This window comes from Streptomyces sp. NBC_01433 (assembly GCF_026340105.1).
Lineage (GTDB): Bacteria > Actinomycetota > Actinomycetes > Streptomycetales > Streptomycetaceae > Streptomyces.
Genome location: NZ_JAPEPM010000001.1, coordinates 1,030,289 through 1,047,626 on the forward strand (window position 1 = coordinate 1,030,289; position 17,338 = coordinate 1,047,626).

8 protein-coding genes are annotated in these 17,338 nt (G+C 72.6%); 6 read left to right on the forward strand and 2 right to left on the reverse strand.

Annotated elements, in window-relative coordinates:
• Window positions 1–24: 24 nt before the first annotated feature.
• The gene (locus tag OG413_RS04465; protein WP_323137807.1) at window positions 25–1,026 is read right to left on the reverse strand and encodes a LuxR C-terminal-related transcriptional regulator; all 1,002 of its coding nucleotides are present in this window, start codon (window positions 1,024–1,026) and stop codon (window positions 25–27) included.
• Window positions 1,027–1,096: 70 nt separating this feature from the next.
• Here OG413_RS04465 and OG413_RS04470 point away from each other — a divergent pair, with 70 nt between their 5' ends.
• The 5 genes from OG413_RS04470 to OG413_RS04490 all read left to right on the forward strand — a co-directional run bounded on the left by OG413_RS04470 (window position 1,097) and on the right by OG413_RS04490 (window position 14,041).
• The gene (locus tag OG413_RS04470) at window positions 1,097–2,632 is read left to right on the forward strand and encodes an MFS transporter (RefSeq protein WP_266803111.1); all 1,536 of its coding nucleotides are present in this window, start codon (window positions 1,097–1,099) and stop codon (window positions 2,630–2,632) included.
• The gene (locus tag OG413_RS04475) at window positions 2,550–5,939 is read left to right on the forward strand and encodes a type I polyketide synthase (RefSeq protein ID WP_266803112.1); all 3,390 of its coding nucleotides are present in this window, start codon (window positions 2,550–2,552) and stop codon (window positions 5,937–5,939) included. The genes OG413_RS04470 and OG413_RS04475 overlap by 83 nt, the downstream gene beginning before the upstream one ends.
• Window positions 5,936–11,866, forward strand: coding sequence for a MupA/Atu3671 family FMN-dependent luciferase-like monooxygenase (locus OG413_RS04480; protein WP_266803113.1), 5,931 nt, complete (start codon window positions 5,936–5,938; stop codon window positions 11,864–11,866). Before OG413_RS04475 ends, OG413_RS04480 begins: the two co-directional genes overlap by 4 nt.
• Window positions 11,863–13,161, forward strand: coding sequence for a M18 family aminopeptidase (locus tag OG413_RS04485; RefSeq protein WP_266803114.1), 1,299 nt, complete (start codon window positions 11,863–11,865; stop codon window positions 13,159–13,161). Before OG413_RS04480 ends, OG413_RS04485 begins: the two co-directional genes overlap by 4 nt.
• Window positions 13,162–13,321: 160 nt before the next feature.
• Window positions 13,322–14,041 (forward strand): thioesterase II family protein, encoded by a 720-nt coding sequence (locus OG413_RS04490; protein WP_266803115.1) that lies wholly within the window; start codon window positions 13,322–13,324, stop codon window positions 14,039–14,041.
• A 103-nt stretch (window positions 14,042–14,144) separates the two neighbouring features.
• On the opposite strand, the gene OG413_RS04495 is transcribed toward OG413_RS04490, so the two are convergent.
• Window positions 14,145–15,680: a ricin-type beta-trefoil lectin domain protein gene (locus OG413_RS04495; protein ID WP_266803116.1), complete on the reverse strand. Its 1,536-nt coding sequence runs from the start codon at window positions 15,678–15,680 to the stop codon at window positions 14,145–14,147.
• Window positions 15,681–15,786: 106 nt separating this feature from the next.
• On the opposite strand from OG413_RS04495, the gene OG413_RS04500 reads away from it, so the two are divergent.
• Window positions 15,787–17,190, forward strand: a complete 1,404-nt coding sequence (locus OG413_RS04500; protein WP_266803117.1) for an aspartate ammonia-lyase — start codon at window positions 15,787–15,789, stop codon at window positions 17,188–17,190.
• Window positions 17,191–17,338: the final 148 nt, after the last annotated feature.

Below are 17,338 nucleotides of genomic sequence, written 5' to 3' on the forward strand. Positions count from 1 at the left end.
CCAGCGGCCCCCGCTGTACGCCGCTCAGCCGTCCAGCAGGCCCGAGGTCGCCACCAGATAGCCGAGCTGGGCGCGGCTGTTGCTGCCCAGTTGCTCGGAGACCTTGCGCATGTGCTCGGCGACGCTGCGCCTGCTCATGCCGATGCGCCGGGCGATCGCCGCGTCCGTCTCGCCGTTGACGACCGCCTGCAGGATCGCGCGCTGGAGGTCGGAGGTGATGACGGGGGTGCGCAGCAGTGCGCGTTCCGGGCGGACGGGGACCGAGCGGGCCCACGCCTCGTCGAAGTGCCGGATCAGGAGGCGGACCAGGGACGGGTGCTGGATGCGCAGGGCGTTGTGCGGTTCGTCGGAGAACGGGATGAACGCGAGGTCCCGGTCGAACACGATGATCCGGTCGACGACCTCGGCGAGCGTCCTGACCTCCGCGCCCGCCGCTGTCACCTGCTCGATGTACGCGAGCGTCGTGCGGTCCGAGCGGACGGTGTGCTGGTAGATCGTGTGCTGCCGGATGCCGCGCCGCAGGCTGTTCAGGTCCCGGGGCAGCGACTCCCGCAGGAGGTGCGCGGGACGGCCGCCGCCCGGGTGCGCGGTGCGCACCTCCTCGCGGCAGCCGCCGACTCCCGCTTCGAGGGCCTTGCTGATGACGGCGTGTCCGGAGAGCCGGGTGAGGGCGGGCTGTTGGAGCCGGTGCACATCGGCGTACAGGCCCTCGAAGGCGGCGAGGGCGGCGCGCGCCGAGCGCAGGGTGCGGCGCTGTTCGAGGATCGCCTCCTCCATGGGGGCGAGCGCGGCGAACGACGCGGTCTCCGGCGGCACGGGGATCATGAAGCCCGGTGATTCCCGGTCGGCCACCATCAGATGCAGGGCGCGCAGGCAGGCGGCCACCTCGCCCTGCGGAAGGCTGCCCTCCAGGAGCGCGCGCCGGTAGGTCGTGAGTGCCGTCTCGCAGGGCCGCTCCGGCATCGGGCGGTCCGGCGTCGATTCGCGGCAATCACATACCGGTGGGAGGGATTGATCGTCCTGCACAAGTATGCAGATTACCTTTGTGCAAACGGGACGACATCGGTGAGTGCTCCGGCTGGACGAGTATGTGCGGGTGAAACCCGGTATCAACGGCACCGATAGCCAATCGAACAGCACAACACCGAACGAAGCGGACAGCGAAACAGATAGAGAAACGGAGAACGGAGCGGTGAGCTCTGTCAACACGGCGCGTTCCGAGCGGCGTTATCGATTCCTCGTCGCGGGATACGCCGTCTCTTCGTACGGCACGTTCCTGAATATGGTGGCGCTCAATCTGTTCGTCTATGAGACGACGGGCCGAGCGCTCGCCATGGGCCTGTTCATGGCCGTGCGGCTGGCTTCCGGATTTGTCGCCGGACTGATGGCGGGCGGGCTGCTCGCCCGCTTCACGGCGAAAAGCATCATGCTGTGGGTGAATGTCGCGCAGGCGGCGGTGATGCTGCTGCTCATTCTGGCGCCGGACGGTCTGCGGACGGCGGCGCTGATGGCCGTCTCGCTGGTGATCGGGGCGTGCGGAACGCTGTTCATGGTGTCGTTGCGCAGTTCGATCCCGGAGATGGTCGGTGAGGACCGCCGGGCCTGGGCGAACTCCCTGTCGATCACGGGACGTTCACTGGCGATGGTGGCGGGCTTCGCCTCGGCGGGTGTGGTGGTGTCCCTGGTCGGGTACACCGCGGCGTTCGCCGTCGACATGGCGACCTTCGCGGCCTGCGCGGTGACGGTGGCCCTCCTGCCGATCGCCGGGGGCGGCAGGGGCGCGGGCACCGCGCCGGATGCGGGCGCCGCGCCGGACTCGGAGGGGGACTCCGGCGGGCGCACGGGGGAAGCGACGGCACCGGAGCCGGTCGGGGGCGCGGCGGCGAAGGGGACGGGGCGGCGGGGAGCCTTCGCCTTCCTGGCAGGGCGGCGGCGGAGGCCCGTCGCGTTCCTGGCACTGGCCGCAGCGCCCGGCATGGGCCTGATGGTGGCGCTGCGCGGGGTGGACGCGTTCGGTTCGTCCTCCCACAACGCGGCGCTGCCGATCTACTCCACCGAGCTGGACGCGTCGAACCCCGCGGTGTTCGTGTCCGCCTTCTGGTGCGTGTGGGCGCTGGGCAACATCGGTGCGCAGCAGGTGATCCAGCGGTACGCGAAGCGCACCGGGCGGTCGGTGGGCGCGCTGGGCTTCGGTTACGGGACCGTCGTGATGTCGGCGGCGTTCATCCTGGCCTTCGCCGGTTTCCCGTTGCCCGTGACGGCGGTGATCGCGCTGGTCGCGGGCGCCGCGGACGGCCTCACCGAGGTGTCGTACACCTCGCATCTCCAGACTCTTCCGGCCGACTTGCGCGGCCATGCCTTCGGGCTCTCCGCAACGTTCGAGAACCTCGGCTTCGGGGTCGGCATGATCCTCGTGGCCGCCGCTCTCGACCGGTACACCTCCTTCACCGTGGTCGCGTGGTCCCATGGGGCTGCCATCGTGGTCGCGCTGGCATTCCTGCTGCGGGTGGCGGGGCTGCGGAGGGGAGAGGCAGTTGAAGGACAACCGCATGGCGGTGAAGGACCGTCCCACAGCGGTGAAGGACCGTCGCATCGCGGTGATCGGGACGGCGCTGAGGTTTCCCGGAGCTGACAGCACCGAGGAGTACTGGCGCGACATCCGTGCCGGTGTCAGCCGTGTACGCCGCTTCACCGACGCCGAGTTCGCGGCGGCCGGGGTGCCGGAGTCGGAGTACCGCGCCCCGGGGTACGTCGGGGCGAGCGCGCTGCTGGATTCCGTGGACGGTTTCGACGCCGCGTTCTTCGGGATGAGCGGGCGGGAGGCGGCCCTCACCGATCCGCAGCAGCGGCTGTTCCTGGAATGCTGCTTCCACGCGCTGGAGGACGGCGGGTACGCACGGCCGGACGAAGCGGTACGGATCGGGGTGTACGGGAGCTCCGGCTACCGCCTGTACTCGCTGCACAGCTATCTCGCGGAGAATCTCGCCGCGGAGTCCCGGTCCGGCGACTGGATGACGGCCAAGCAGGTACAGGTCGGCACCTACCCGGACTTCACGGCCAACCGGGCCGCGTACCGGCTCGGCCTGACCGGTCCCGCGGTGAACGTGGCGACGGCCTGTTCGAGCGCGCTGGTCTCCGTACATCTGGCGTGCCAGGCGCTGTGGGCCGGGGACGCGGATCTGATGCTGGTGGCCTCCTCCGCCCTGCATCTGCCGCAGATCACCGGGCACCGGCCGGTGAAGGGGTCCACGCTCTCCCCCACCGGCACGGTCCGGGCGTTCGACGCGGACGCGGACGGCACCGTCGGGGGCAACGGGGTCGCCGCCGTCCTGCTGAAGCCGCTGGACCGGGCGGTCGCCGACGGGGACACCGTGCGTGCCGTGATCCTGGGCTCGGCCGTCACCAACGACGGGGCGGACAAGGCGGGGTTCGCCGCGCCGGGGGTCGCCGGGCAGCGCGACGCCGTGCTCGGGGCGCTGCGCGCGGCCGGGGTCTCCGCGGAGTCGATCGGCTATCTGGAGGCGCACGGTACGGGCACGCTCAAGGGGGATCCGATCGAGTTCGCCGCCCTGACGGAGGCGTTCCGCCGGCACACCGGCCGGACCGGTTTCTGCGCCCTCGGCTCCACGAAACCCGCCATCGGCCATCTGGACAGCGCGGCCGGGCTGGCCGGGCTGATCAAGGCGATCGAGGTGCTGCGGCACGGAATCGTCCCCCCGCTGGTGAACTTCTCCCGGCCCAACCCGGCGCTCGCGGTCGACGACAGCCCCTTCGTACTGCCGGCCCAGGAGCGGGACTGGCCGGTGAGCGGGGTACGGCGCGCCGGTGTGCACTCCATCGGCATGGGCGGTACCAATGCGCACGTGATCTTGGAACAGGCGCCCCCGCGTACGGAACGGGTCCCCGGCGCGTCACCGCGCGCGGAAGAGGTGCTCGGCGCGTCACCGCGCGCGGGGCGGACAGTCGGCGCGCCCCCGCGCGCGGAACACGGGCCCGGCGCGGACGGTGTGCCGGTTCCGGCGCTGCTTCCGCTGTCCGCCGCGAGCGGGGACGCGCTGGTGGCGTACGCCCGCTCGGTACGTGACCATCTCGTACGCCACCCGGAAACGGCCCCCGCCGACCTCCTGGTCACCACCGCGCTGGGACGGCGCCTGCTCCCCCACCGGCTGGTCGTCACGTCCGCCGACCCGGTCGCCGGGCTCGATGCCTTCCTGCGGGACGAGGCGGCGGGCAAGGCGGCTGGCGAGGCGGCGGGCGGGGCCTCGGGCGCGGTGGCGGACCGTGCGTCCGGTGAGGCGTACGTGACGGGGGTGGTGGACGGGGAGGGTGCGGTCGGCCCGGTCTTCCTGTTCAGCGGGCAGGGCGGCCCGCGCCCCGGCATGTGCGCCGAGCTGTCGGGGCGCTTCCCGGTGGTGGCCGGGACACTCGCCCTCTGTGCCCGGCTGTACGAGGAGGAGACCGGCCACCGCGACTTCCTGGCCCGGGTCGTGGAGGGGCGGGGGCCGGCCCGGTGGGACACGGCCTTCGCCCAGCCCGCGCTTTTCGCCCTCCAGATCGCCCAGGCCCGGCTGTGGGAACAGCTCGGTGTCACGCCGGGGCGGGTCGCCGGACACAGCGTCGGCGAGTACGCGGCGCTGTGCGTGGCCGGGGCGATGGACGTCGAGAACGCGATGCGACTGGTCTGCCGACGCGGGCAGTTGATGCGGCGGGACGTGGCGCCCGGAGCCATGCTCGCCGCCTTCGTGACACGGGATCGGGTACGGGACCTGCTGGCCGGGGTCCACGGTCTGGAGCTCGCCGCGGTCAACGGCACCGCCGCGCATGTCCTCGCCGGGCCCCCGGCGGCGGTCGCGGCGGCACGGTCCCTGCTGGCGGACCGGGGCGAGGCGTACGAGCCGCTCGACCTGGACCGGGCCTTCCACACCGCGCTGCTCGACCCGATTCTCGACGATCTGCGGATCCTCGCCGAGAGGACGGAACTCCGGCCGCTGCGCACGGAGTTCGTCAGCGGTCTGGACGGCGCCGTGCGGCCCGTCGGATGGCTGCCCGACGCCGACCACCTGGTCCGACAGGCGCGCCGCACAGCCGACTTCGCCGCCGTACTGGACACCCTGGGCGATGCCCCCGTCCTGCTGGAGCTCGGGCCGTCCGCCGTGCTGGCCGGGATGGCCCGCCGGGTCCTGCCGGACGCCGTCTGCGTACCGACCCGGCAGTGGGAGCGGGCGGTGGCCCGGCTGCACTGCGCGGGGACGGGTGTCGACTGGTCCGCGCTGCTCGCCGGGTGCGGCGGGCGGCGGGTGCCGCTGCCGACGTACCCGTTCCGGCATCAGTCGTACTGGTCCGGCCCGGCCCCGGTACGGGCCGCCGCGATCCCGCACATATCCACACGCTCGACGGAGGATGGCATGACCGAACAGGCCGTACTGGAACGGGTGCTGGAACTGGCAGCCCGCCATCTGGGCCATCGGCCCTCGGAGGTCGGCGCCGACCGGTCGTTCGTGGCGATGGGCGCGGACTCGCTGCAACTGATCGGCATGATACGGCAGTTGGAGGCGGAGTTCGGTACGGAGATAGCCATGCGGGAGATCCTGGAGGAGGCGGGGACGCCGAGACTGACGGCCGGGCTCATAGCGGGCCGGACGGCACAGGGGCCGGGCCGCGCACAGGCTGAAGGTCGTGCGCGGGCTCAGGAGCGCCGGCGGGCTCAAGGACGCGAGCGGGCGCCCGAGCAGGTGCCGATGCAGCGGCAGGCGCCGGAGCCCGAGCGGCAGCCCGAAGCGCCCGGCGAGCCCGACGGGCCCGTATACGCCACCCGCGCCGAGGTCGAGGAACTGTCCCGCCAGATAGGCCAGTTGGCGGAGACCCAGGCCGCGATGCTGACCCAGCTCTCCGCCGCGGTCGCCCTGCTGACCGACCGTACCGAGGCGGCGGACCGATGAGCACGGCGTACGGCGAGGACCGGAACGCCACGGCCGAGGCGGTGGCCAGGGCGGCGACGCTCTCCCGGCAGCTGACCCAGCAGCTCACCGCCGCCACCGCCGCCACCGCCACCGCGTCCGCCTCCGCCTCCGCCTCCGCCTCCGCCGAACGGGACCGTACGCGGCGAACGGCACCTCAGCCGCCGTCGCCCACCCCACCCAACGCCCCCGCGCCACCGAACCCGGTGCCGGGCGCTCCCCCGGGCACTCCCCCGGCCGCCTCCCACGGCCCCCGCCTCGTCGTGGAAGCGGCGGGCGGGATGGCCGGGTCGCGGGCCGACGCCGCGCAGCGCGCCCACACCGCTTCCCTCGTCGACCGGTTCACCGAACGGACCCGCACGTCCAAGCGCCTCGCCCAGCAGCACCGCCGGGTGCTCGCCGACAGCCGGGCCGTCGTCGGGTTCCGCGACGCCACCAAGGAGATGCTGTACCCGATCGCCGCCCGTTCGGCGCACGGCTCCCGGATCACCGACGTCGACGGCAACGACTACACCGACATCACCATGGGCTTCGGCTCCCTGCTCTTCGGCCACGAACCGGAGTTCGTCACCGAGGCCGTCCGGCGCCACCTCTCCCGGGGCCTGCGCCTCGGCCCCCGCTCCCCCGACACCGGCGAGGCCGCGGCGCTGCTCGCCGAGCTGACTGGGCTGGACCGGGTGGCCTTCGCCGCTTCCGGTACGGAGGCGAACTCGGCGGCCGTGCGGCTGGCCCGCGCCGCCACGGGCCGCGACAAGGTTGTCATGTTCCGCGGCTCGTACCACGGGCACATCGACTCCGTGCTCGGCCGCCCCGGCGGTCCGGACCACCACGCCGTCCCCGTCTCGCGCGGCATCCCGGCAAGCGCCGTCGCCGACCTGATCGTGCTGGAGTACGGCGGTCAGGAAGCACTCGACACCATCGACGCGCTGGGCGACCGCATCGCCGCCGTCCTGGTGGAGCCGGTCCAGTGCCGCAATCCCGCCCTGCGCCCGGTGGAATTCCTGCGCTCCCTGCGCGAACTGACCGCGCGCCGGGGCATCGTGCTGCTCTTCGACGAGATGCTGACCGGACTGCGCCCGCATCCGCGCGGCGCCCAGGACCACTTCGGGGTCGTGCCCGACCTCGCCACCTACGGCAAGGCGCTCGGCAGCGGCTTCCCGGTCGGGGCCGTGGCCGGGCGGGCCGATCTGCTCGACGGGGTCGACGGGGGCTTCTGGAGCTACGGGGACGACAGCCGCCCTCCGAAGGAGACCACGTTCATCGGCGGCACGTACATGCAGCACCCGCTCTCCATGGCGGCGACGAAGGCGGTGCTCACCCATCTCAAGGAACAGGGGCCGGGGCTCCAGGAGCGGCTGAACGCCCGCACCGGGGCGCTCGCCGGGCAGCTCAACGACTTCTTCCGGGACGAGGAATTCCCCCTGGAACTGGCCCACTTCGGCTCGATGTTCCGCTTCACCCACCGCGCCGACATGGAGCTGCTCTACCACCACCTCCAGCTGCGCGGCGTGTACGTGTGGGAATGGCGCAGCTTCTACCTCTCCACCGCGCACACCGAAGAGGACGTGGCGGCGGTCGCGGACGCGGTGAAGGGATCACTGCGCGAACTGCGCGACGGCGGTTTCTTCCCTCGTACGGAACCGGCGGCGAGGCCCGCGAAGCGGCCGGTGCGACCGGTGCGCCCCGCCCTCGACTTCGGGGTGTACTTCTTCGGCGACCATCCGGAGGGCGGCGACGCGTCCCCGGCGGACGGCGACACCGCCGCGTACGCCAGGAGCACCCCCGAGGCGTACGACACGGTCTTCGAGACCGCGCGCTTCGCCGACGAGCACGGCTTCTCCTCCCTCTGGCTGCCCGAGCGGCACTTCCACTCCTTCGGCGGCCTCTTCCCGAACCCCGCCGTCCTGGCCTCCGCCCTGGCCCGCGAGACCGGCCGCATCCGGATCAACGCGGGCTCCGTCGTCCTGCCGCTGCACGATCCGGTGCGGGTCGCGGAGGAGTGGTCGGTCGTCGACAACCTCTCCGGCGGCCGGGTCGGCATCGGATGCGCCACCGGCTGGCACGCCCAGGACTTCGCGCTGCACCCCGACCGGTTCGCCGACCGTCGTGAGATCGCGTTCGCGCACCTGGACGAGGTCCGCAGGCTGTGGCGGGGCGAGGCCGTCCGGCGGCTCACGGGCGAGGGCGCCGAGACCGAGGTGCGCATCCATCCCCGGCCGGTCCAGGAGGAACCGCCGCTGTTCCTCGCCACCTCCGGGCAGCGCGACTCGTACGGGGAGGCGGCCCGGCGCGGGCTCGGCGTCGTCACCAACCTGATGAGCCAGACCGTGGCCGAGCTGACCGCGAACATCGCGCACTACCGGCAGGTCCGCGCGGACCGCGGGCTGGACCCGGAGGCCGGCCGGGTGACCGTCCTGGTGCACACGTACCTCGGTACGGACCACGACACCGCGCGGGCCGAGGCGCTGGAGCCGATGAGCCGCTATCTGCGGTCCTCGCTGCTGATGCGGTCGGCCGCCACCGCGCTCGGCCGGAGCCCACAGGACGTCGCGGAGTCGAGCGAGGAGGACCTCGACTATCTGTTCCGGCGGGCCTACGACCGGTACTGCGACCAGCGGGCCCTGATCGGTACGCCGGAGAGCGTCGCGCCGTTCGTCGACGCGCTGCACCGGGCGGGCGTGGACGAGATCGCCGCGCTCGTCGACTTCGGGGTGGGGCGGGAGCAGCTGCGCTCGGGGCTCGTTCAGCTGGACGTGCTGCGCCGCCGCACCCGGGAGCGGTTGCGGGAGACGGTCGCGCCCGCCACCTCCGCGCAGCGGCGGCTCTGGCTGGCCTCCCAGCTGCTCGGCGACTCCGCCGCGTACAACGAGACCCAGGCCGTACGGCTGCGCGGGCCGCTGGACGAGGCCGCGCTCCGTACCGCCGTGGACGGGCTGGTGGAACGCCATGCCGGACTGCGGACCGTGTTCCGGGCCGGGCGGTGCGACGGCCGGGGCGACGGCCGGGGCGACGAGACCGTGATGCAGGTCGTCCGGTCCGGGCAGCGCGTTCCGCTGCGGGTCACCGATGCCCGGGGGCAGCGGCCCGACACGGCGATCGGAGCAGTGCTCTCGGAGGAGAGCACCCGTACGTACGATCTGGCGGCGGGGCCGCTCTTCACTCCCCGGCTGGTCCGACTGGCGCAGGACGACCACGCATTGGTGTTCGGCCTGCACCACATCATCACGGACGCCCACTCGGCCGGACTGATCGCGGCCGACCTCCAGGAGCTGTACCGGGCGGCTGCCGCCGGTCGCCCGCCCGTGTTCGAACGGCCCGCGGGGACGACCGTCGGGGCCGCCGAGCCACCCCGCACCGAGGCCGACCTCACCTGGTGGCGCGAGTGTCTCGGCGAGAAGCCACCCGTCCTGGGGCTGCCCACGGACCGGCCGCGCGGGCGCCGGGTGGCGGGGCGCGGCGGTGCGGAGGCCCGCACGCTGGACCGGGAGCGGACGGATCTGCTCCGGGAGTGGAGCGGGGAGCGGGGCGTCACCCTGTTCGCCACGCTCTGCACGGCCTGGCAGCTGGTGCTGCGGCGGCGCTCCGGCCAGGACGAGTTCCTGCTCGGCACGACCTTCGGGCGGCGCCTGCCGGAGACCCTGGACACGGTCGGATTCCATGTGGCGCTCCTGCCGTTGCGGCTGACGGCGACCGACACGACGCCGGTTCCGGAGGCCGTACGGGCCACGGGGCGCGCCCTGTTCGACGCGGAGGAGCACAGCCGGGTGGACCTCGACGCCCTGCTCGCCGCGGTCCACCCGGACCCGGGCAGTCCGCGACCGCTGATCACCGTGTCGATCGACCTCGACAGCGCGCCACTGGCCGGAATCGAACTGCCCGGCCTGCGCGCCGAGGAGGTGGCGGCGGGGACGGAGTCGGCCCCACTGGAGCTGGCCCTGATGGCCACCCGCACGGCAGCGGGCGGACTACGGCTGCGGCTGCGTTACGACGCGGATCTGTTCGACGCCGGGACGGCTCGCGGGTATCTCACCGAACTGGACGACACGCTGCGGTCGATGACCGAGGACGGCGAGGAACGGGAGGAAGGCCAGGAACGGGAGGAAGGGTCCAGGGGCGAGGACCGGGGCGGATCGGCCGGTGACGGGACGGCGGCCGTCCTGCGGGAGGTCTGGGAGGCCGTCCTCGATGTGCGCGGCTTCCCCGCCGAAGCCAATTTCTTCGACCTCGGCGGCAACTCCATCGCCGCGATCCGGCTGGTGAACCGGGTCCGCGACACTCTCGGCGTCGACTACCCGCTGGCGGACTTCTTCGCCGAGGCCACGCTGCGGGCGATGACGGAACAGCTCGGTGGAAGAGCGCCGGAACAGCTCACGGGCGGAATCCCGGAGGGCGTACCGGAAGACGTACCGGAGACCGTCCTGGACCGCGCCCCCGTCAGCGCTCAGCAGGCGCGGATGATCGCCGGTCACCACGCCGTCCCGCGGGCCGAGGTGTGGAACGTACCGACCCGGATCACGTTCACCGGGCTCCTGGACCCCGAGGCGCTGCGGTCCGCCGTCGCCGAGGTGATCGCCCGGCACGACTCGCTGCGAACCCGCTTCGTACAGGAGTCCGGCGAGGAGGAGCTCGTACCCGAGGAGTCCGTACCCGAGAAGTCCGTACCCGAGAAGTCCGTACCGCAGCAGCCGGAAGGTGCGGCGGGCGGAGACTGGTGGCAGGAGGTCATCGCCCCCGCTCCGCTCGTCCTGCCCGTCGAGGATCTCACCGGACTGCCGCCCGGCGAACGGGCGCCGCGCGCCGACGCGTTGTGCCGGGAGACGGCCGCGAGCCGCTTCGATCTGAGCCGGCCCGCCCTGCCCAAACTGCGGCTGCTGCGCGTCGAGGAGGACCGCTGGGCGCTGATGTTCGTGCTGCACCACATCACCGTCGACGGCTGGTCCCTGTCGCTGCTGCTCGCGGAAATCGCCGAGCTGTACACCGCGGCGGCAGCGGGCATGAGGCACGCGCTCCCGGCACCGGCCATGCAGGCTCCGGAGTACGCCCGCCGGCAGCGCGCGCACCACGATCCGGGGACCGAGACGGCCAGGGCCGCCTACTGCGCCGCGTACCTGGACGGGGTGCCGTCCGCCGTCCCCGTACCCACCGACCGTCCGCGCCCGGAGCGGCTGAGCGGGCGCGGCGACACGATCCGCGGCGTCGCGTCGGGCGAGGTGCGGGCGGCGGTGGAGGAGTTCGCGAGCGCCCGGCACACCACCCCGTTCGCGGTCGCGGCGGCGGCCCTAGGGGTGTTCCTGACCCGGCTCTCCGGGGAGCCGGACATCCTGCTGAGCGTTCCGTACGCCAACCGTGAGGGCACCGAGTCCGAGTCGCTCGTCGCGATGACATCAACCGCGGTGATGGTGCGCGTACGACAGGATTCAGCCAATCTCGCGGAGAGCTGCGCGGAGTTCGCGGTACGCACCGGGGTGGGCGCGATGGGCGCCATGGCGCACGTCCTGCCGACCGCGCGGATCATGCGGGCGATGCGGGATGCGGGCGCGGACAGTGTCCCCGACCGGGTACCGCATGTCCTGGCGTTCCAGAATTCCGTCGACACGGACATCGAGATCCCCGGTCTCCAGGTCGAGGTGGCCGATCTGGCACCGCCGCTTTCCCGCAGCGAGCTGTGCTTCGGGCTTGCGCCGCGACGGGACCCTGCGAAGGGTTATCGGACGTTCCTGGAGTTCTCCTCGGACCTCTGGAACCGGGAAACCGCCGAGAACCTGCTGTCCTCGTACACCGAACTGCTCGCCGAGTTCTGTGCCCAGCCCGACCGGCCGGTCCGCGAACTCCTGGAAACGCCCGAAGAGTCACCAGTGTCCTCACCCTCGCAGTCACAGCCGAACACCGGAAAGGCGGACGCCGTATGACGCCGGCCCCCCACCGCAGCCACACCGACGACCTGCTCTCCTTCATCGCGGCCAGCCCCTCGCCCTACCACGTGGTGGCGAGCGCCGCCCAGCGCCTGGAGAAGGCCGGCTTCCGCGAGCTGCGCGGTACGGACGACTGGACCGGGGCGACCGGCGGCTGTTTCGTCACCCGCGCCGGTGCGCTGATCGCCTGGTACGTCCCCGAGGGCGCCCCCACCCACACCCCCTTCCGGATCGTCGGCACCCACACCGACTCGCCGAACCTGCGGATCAAGCCGTCGCCCGACACCGGGACGGCGGGCTGGCGCCAGATCGGCGTGGAGATCTACGGCGGGGTCCCGCTCAACACCTGGCTCGACCGCGACCTGGGCATCTCCGGCCGGCTCGCCCTGCGCGGCCCGGACGGCACCCCCCGCAACCGGCTCGTCCAGATCGACGAACCCCTGCTGCGGGTGCCCCAGTTGGCCATTCACCTGGACCGCACGGTCAACGAGGGCGTGGCACTCGACCGGCAGCGGCACATCGCCCCGATCTGGGCCCTCGGCGATCCGCAGGAGGGCGCGCTGCTGCGCCGGGTGGCGGCGGCGGCCGAGGAGGACCCGGCCGATGTGCTGGGCTGGGACCTGATGCTGCACGACATCCAGCCGCCCGGATACCTGGGCGTCGACCGGGAGTTCGTGGTGTCGTCCCGGCTGGACAACCAGATCTCGGTGCACGCGGGGGTCACGGCGCTGGTCGAGGCGGCGACGGGGGTCGAGGAGCCCCGGTACATCCCGGTGCTGGCCGCCTTCGACCACGAGGAGGTCGGCAGCGGCTCGGAGACCGGGGCACAGAGCCCGCTGCTGGAGCGGGTCCTGTCGCGTTCCGTCTCCGCGCGGGGCGGCAGCGGCGAGGACTGGTCGCGGGCCCTGTCCGGGGCGTTCTGCGTCTCCGCCGACATGGCGCACGCGGTGCACCCCAACTACGCGGAACGGCACGACCCGGACCACCGGCCGCTGCCCAACGGCGGCCCGACGGTCAAGGTCAACGTCAACCAGCGGTACGCCACCGACAGCACCGGCATCGCGGTGTTCACGGCGGCGTGCGAGCGGGCGGGCGCCCCGTGGCAGCCGTTCGTCTCCAACAACGCGATGCCGTGCGGCACCTCGATCGGTCCGCTCACCGCGGCCCGGCTGGGCGTCACGACGGTCGACGTGGGGGTGCCGGGGCTGTCCATGCATTCGGCGCGCGAACTGTGCGGTGCGGACGACCCGGCGTATCTGGCGGCCATCCTGGGCGCCATCATGGCCGGCTGAGGGCTGCCCCAGGAGGGGCCGGCCCACGCCTCCCGGCGCCGGATGGCCCCTCGCCCCCACGCCCACCGCCCCGCCCCGCACAACCACGCCGCGCCGCACCGCACCGCGCAATCGCACCGCCCCGCTCATAGCTCCGTACCGGAAGAAGGACCGCGAGACCGTGGAAGAGACCGTCCTGATCTGCCTGCCCTTCGCCGGGGCCGGTCCCTCGTTCTTCACTCCGTGGCAGGCACTGGCCCCGGCAGGTCTGCGGGTGCTGCCGGTGCAGCTGCCGGGCCGTGAGAAACGGTTCGTCGAGCCCGCGTACACCTCGGCCACCCCCGCCGTCGACGACGCGTACGCGCAGGTCACCGCCGCGCTCGGGACAGGCGGGAGCCGGGTGGTGCTGTTCGGTCACAGCATGGGCGCGGTGCTGGCGTACGAGCTGGCGCACCGGATCGAGCGGGCGCCCGGCGCTGCGGGGCTCCGGCTCGACGCCCTCGTCGTCAGCGGTTCGCCCGGACCGTGGACGGTCAGGACCGGCCGGGCGGGCGGGCTGCCGGACGAGGAGTTCGTGGCGCGCGTGCGGACCTTCGCCGGGTATGCCCATCCGGCGCTGGAGGACCCGGAGATGCGGGAGCTGCTGCTGCCGTCGCTCCGGGCCGACGTCCGGCTCCACGAGACGTACGTGCCCTCGTCGGACCGTCCGCTGTCGGTGCCCGTCACCTCGGTCAGGGGCCGGACGGACACCCTGGTCGGGGCGGCCGACGCGGCGCAGTGGAGCCGGGCGACCACGGGGAAGCTGACCGTGGCCGAGCTGGACGGCGGCCATATGTATCTGGCCGAGCGGCCGGAAGCGCTGCTGGAGCTGGTGGCCGAGGGCGTCGGCCGGGGCCGCTGACCGAGCGCGGCGCTCCGGTGGAGTCAAAGAGGGGAGGGGGGTGACCGCGACACCGCGGCCGCCCCCCTCCCCTTCCTCCGTGCTTCGGCCCCGTGGGTCTCCCCTACACGAACCGCTGCTTCGCGCTGCCGTCGCACGCCTGGAGCTTCAGCGGGTCCTTGGCCCCCGCCAGCGTCAGGCACAGCCCGGTGGCGGCGGCGGGGCGGACCGTGCCCGCCTGCTGCACGAACTTCTGGTTGGCCGCGCCCGAGCAGTCCCACAGGACGAGCGTGGCGCCGGCGTCGTACTTCGCGCCCGGCACGTCGAGGCACCGGTCGTGGCTGAGTTCCGTGCGGACGGTCTTCGCGGTGGAGTCGTACCACCAGCCCTGGTTCCGGCCGTCGTGGCAGTCCCAGCCGCCGATCGCGGTGCCGTTACGGGTCTCCGACGCGGGGACGTCCACGCAGCTGCCGGTGGCCTCGTTCTTCAGGGGCTTGAAGACGTCGTCCCAGGCGGCGGCCTGGAGCACCGGACTGCCCGTGCTGCCCGGGTCGGCGCAGCCCGCCTCGCGCAGCGAGGAGTTGTAGATCTGGGTGAGGCAGGAGGCGAAGGCGCGGTGGCCCGCCGCGTTGGGGTGGAAGGACTGCCGCACCGAGTTGGCGTCCGGCAGGCCCGGCTTGGAGAGGTCGATGTAGAGTCCGCGCGCCCAGGTCTGCTGGGTGCAGACCTCATGGCCGTGGAAGAGCCGGGAGTTGTCGAGGAAGACGGCTCCCGTCGAGGCGGCGGCCTTGCGCATGCCGACCTCGAAGGCGGGGACGGCGGTGTTGCGGCCCCAGACGGTGTCGGAGTCGTAGCCGAGTCCGCCGCAGACGAGCTTCCCGGGGAAGTCCGGGTTGTCGCGGAAGTCGGGGCCGATCGGGCTCGGGTAGCCCATGACGACCAGCTTGTAGTCGCTGTTTGTGTAGCCCGCGCCCGTCATGACGGTGCGCAGGTCACGGACCGTCTGCTCGACCTTGGGGACGAGCGCGTCGACCCGGGCCTGCCAGCCACTGGCGTACTTGGGCTCGCAGGGGCCCTGGAGGCTGATGTAGCGCACCACGCAGTCGGTCATGACCGGACCGAACTGGAGGTCGTCGTTGGCCCCGGCCACCAGCACGATCATCTTGATACGGGTGTTGCGGGCCTTCACGGCGAGGCTGTCGCTCTGGACCAGCTCGTCGGCGTACTGCTTGGATCCGCCGATCTTGATGTTTCCGGTATAGGCACCGGAGCACGAGACGTTGTACGTGACGTCCGCCGCGATGCCCGTGCGGTGGATGGCGGCGTCGGGTGACCGGTGGCACCAGTTGTCCGGGCCGTTGGTGCCGGGCTCGTACGTGCCGACGCCCTCCCCGGAGATCTCGCTGTCGCCCAGCGAGATCAGCCCGGTCTTGCGGTCGGCGAGCGGCCGCTCGGCGGGGCTGCCGTACAACTGGGTGGCCTCGGCTGCCCGGACGGCTTCCAGTTCGGGCGGGAGCGGGGTGGATGCGGTAGTGGTGGTACGGGACTCGGTCGCGCCTGCCGGTCCGGCGGCAGCCATGCCGCCGACGGCCGCCGCGAGGGCCGCGACGGCCGCGACCGTACAGCGAAGCCCGCGAAGTCTGAGCCTGGTGCGCCTCATTGCGCCTCCTGGTGAGTTGTTACCCACGGTATTTACTGGTCGGTAGGCGCCAAGGGAATACGTAGAACAAGACAAGTGCTCAACTTTTTCAGGAGGTTTAAACACCATGGACGATTCGTCGGGCGCCACGGAGTACCGCATCGAGCACGATTCGATGGGTGAGGTGAGAGTCCCCGCGCACGCCAAGTGGCGGGCCCAGACCCAGCGGGCCGTGGAGAACTTCCCCATCTCCGGCCAGCGTCTGGAGCGCGCGCACATCGAGGCCCTGGCCCGGATCAAGGCCGCCGCCGCGAAGGTCAACGCGGAGCTGGGGGTGCTCGATCCGGACATCGCCGCCGCGATCGGGGACGCGGCGGCGGAGGTCGCCGCGGGCCGGTGGGACGAGCACTTCCCCGTCGATGTGTTCCAGACCGGGTCCGGCACCTCGTCCAACATGAACACCAACGAGGTCCTCGCCACCCTCGCCACCGAGCGCCTGGGCCGTGCGGTCCACCCCAACGACCACGTCAACGCCTCGCAGTCGTCCAACGACGTGTTCCCGTCCTCCATCCACATCGCCGCGACCGCCGCCGTCACCGCGGACCTGATCCCGGCGCTGGACCATCTGGCGGCCGCCCTGGAGCGGAAATCGGCCGAATTCTCGGAGGTCGTGAAGTCGGGGCGTACGCATCTGATGGACGCCACCCCCGTGACCCTGGGCCAGGAGTTCGGCGGCTACGCGGCCCAGATCCGGTACGGCGTCGAGCGGTTGCGCGCCTCGCTCCCCCGCCTCGCCGAGCTGCCGCTGGGCGGTACGGCGGTGGGCACCGGGATCAACACCCCGCCCGGTTTCTCCGCCGCCGTGATCGCGGAGGTCGCCGGGGCCACCGGGCTGCCACTGACCGAGGCCCGCGACCACTTCGAGGCACAGGGCGCCCGGGACGGGCTCGTCGAGACCTCCGGTCAGCTGCGGACGATCGCCGTGTCCCTGACCAAGATCTCCAACGATCTGCGCTGGATGGCCTCGGGCCCGCGCACCGGACTGGCCGAAATCAGCCTGCCCGACCTCCAGCCGGGCTCGTCGATCATGCCGGGCAAGGTGAATCCGGTCATCCCGGAGGCCGTGCTGATGGTGGCCGCCCAGGTGACGGGGAACGACGCGACGGTCGCCGTCGCGGGCGCCGCGGGCAACTTCGAGCTGAACGTGATGCTGCCGGTGATCGCGAAGAACCTGCTGGAGTCCGTGCGGCTGCTCTCGACCGCCTCCCGGCTGCTCGCCGACCGCACGGTGGACGGCATCACCGCCCATGTGGAGCGGGCCCGCGCGTACGCGGAGTCCTCGCCGTCCGTGGTGACCCCGCTGAACAAGTACATCGGCTACGAGGAGGCGGCGAAGGTCGCCAAGAAGTCCCTCGGGGACGGCACGACGATCCGCGAGACGGTGCTGGCCTCGGGCTATGTCGAGCGCGGCGACCTCACCCTGGAGCAGCTGGACGAAGCACTGGACGTGCTGCGCATGACCCGGCCGTGAGGTGCAGCGCGCGACCCTGCCGTGACGTACGGCGCATGACCCGGCCGTGACGTACGGCGCGCGACGCATGACGCACGAGGCACCCCTGAGCCGCTCCTGCCTCTCGCGCGCCGCGCACGCCCCGTCCACGGCGTTGGGCGCACGACGT

What these genes read in the sequence shown, in the direction of transcription:
- OG413_RS04495 (WP_266803116.1), bottom strand. Translation starts at nt 15,680, where the DNA reads ATGAGGCGCACCAGGCTCAGACTTCGCGGGCTTCGCTGTACGGTCGCG.
- OG413_RS04475 (WP_266803112.1), top strand. Translation starts at nt 2,550, where the DNA reads ATGGCGGTGAAGGACCGTCCCACAGCGGTGAAGGACCGTCGCATCGCG.
- OG413_RS04500 (WP_266803117.1), top strand. Translation starts at nt 15,787, where the DNA reads ATGGACGATTCGTCGGGCGCCACGGAGTACCGCATCGAGCACGATTCG.
- OG413_RS04480 (WP_266803113.1), top strand. Translation starts at nt 5,936, where the DNA reads ATGAGCACGGCGTACGGCGAGGACCGGAACGCCACGGCCGAGGCGGTG.
- OG413_RS04485 (WP_266803114.1), top strand. Translation starts at nt 11,863, where the DNA reads ATGACGCCGGCCCCCCACCGCAGCCACACCGACGACCTGCTCTCCTTC.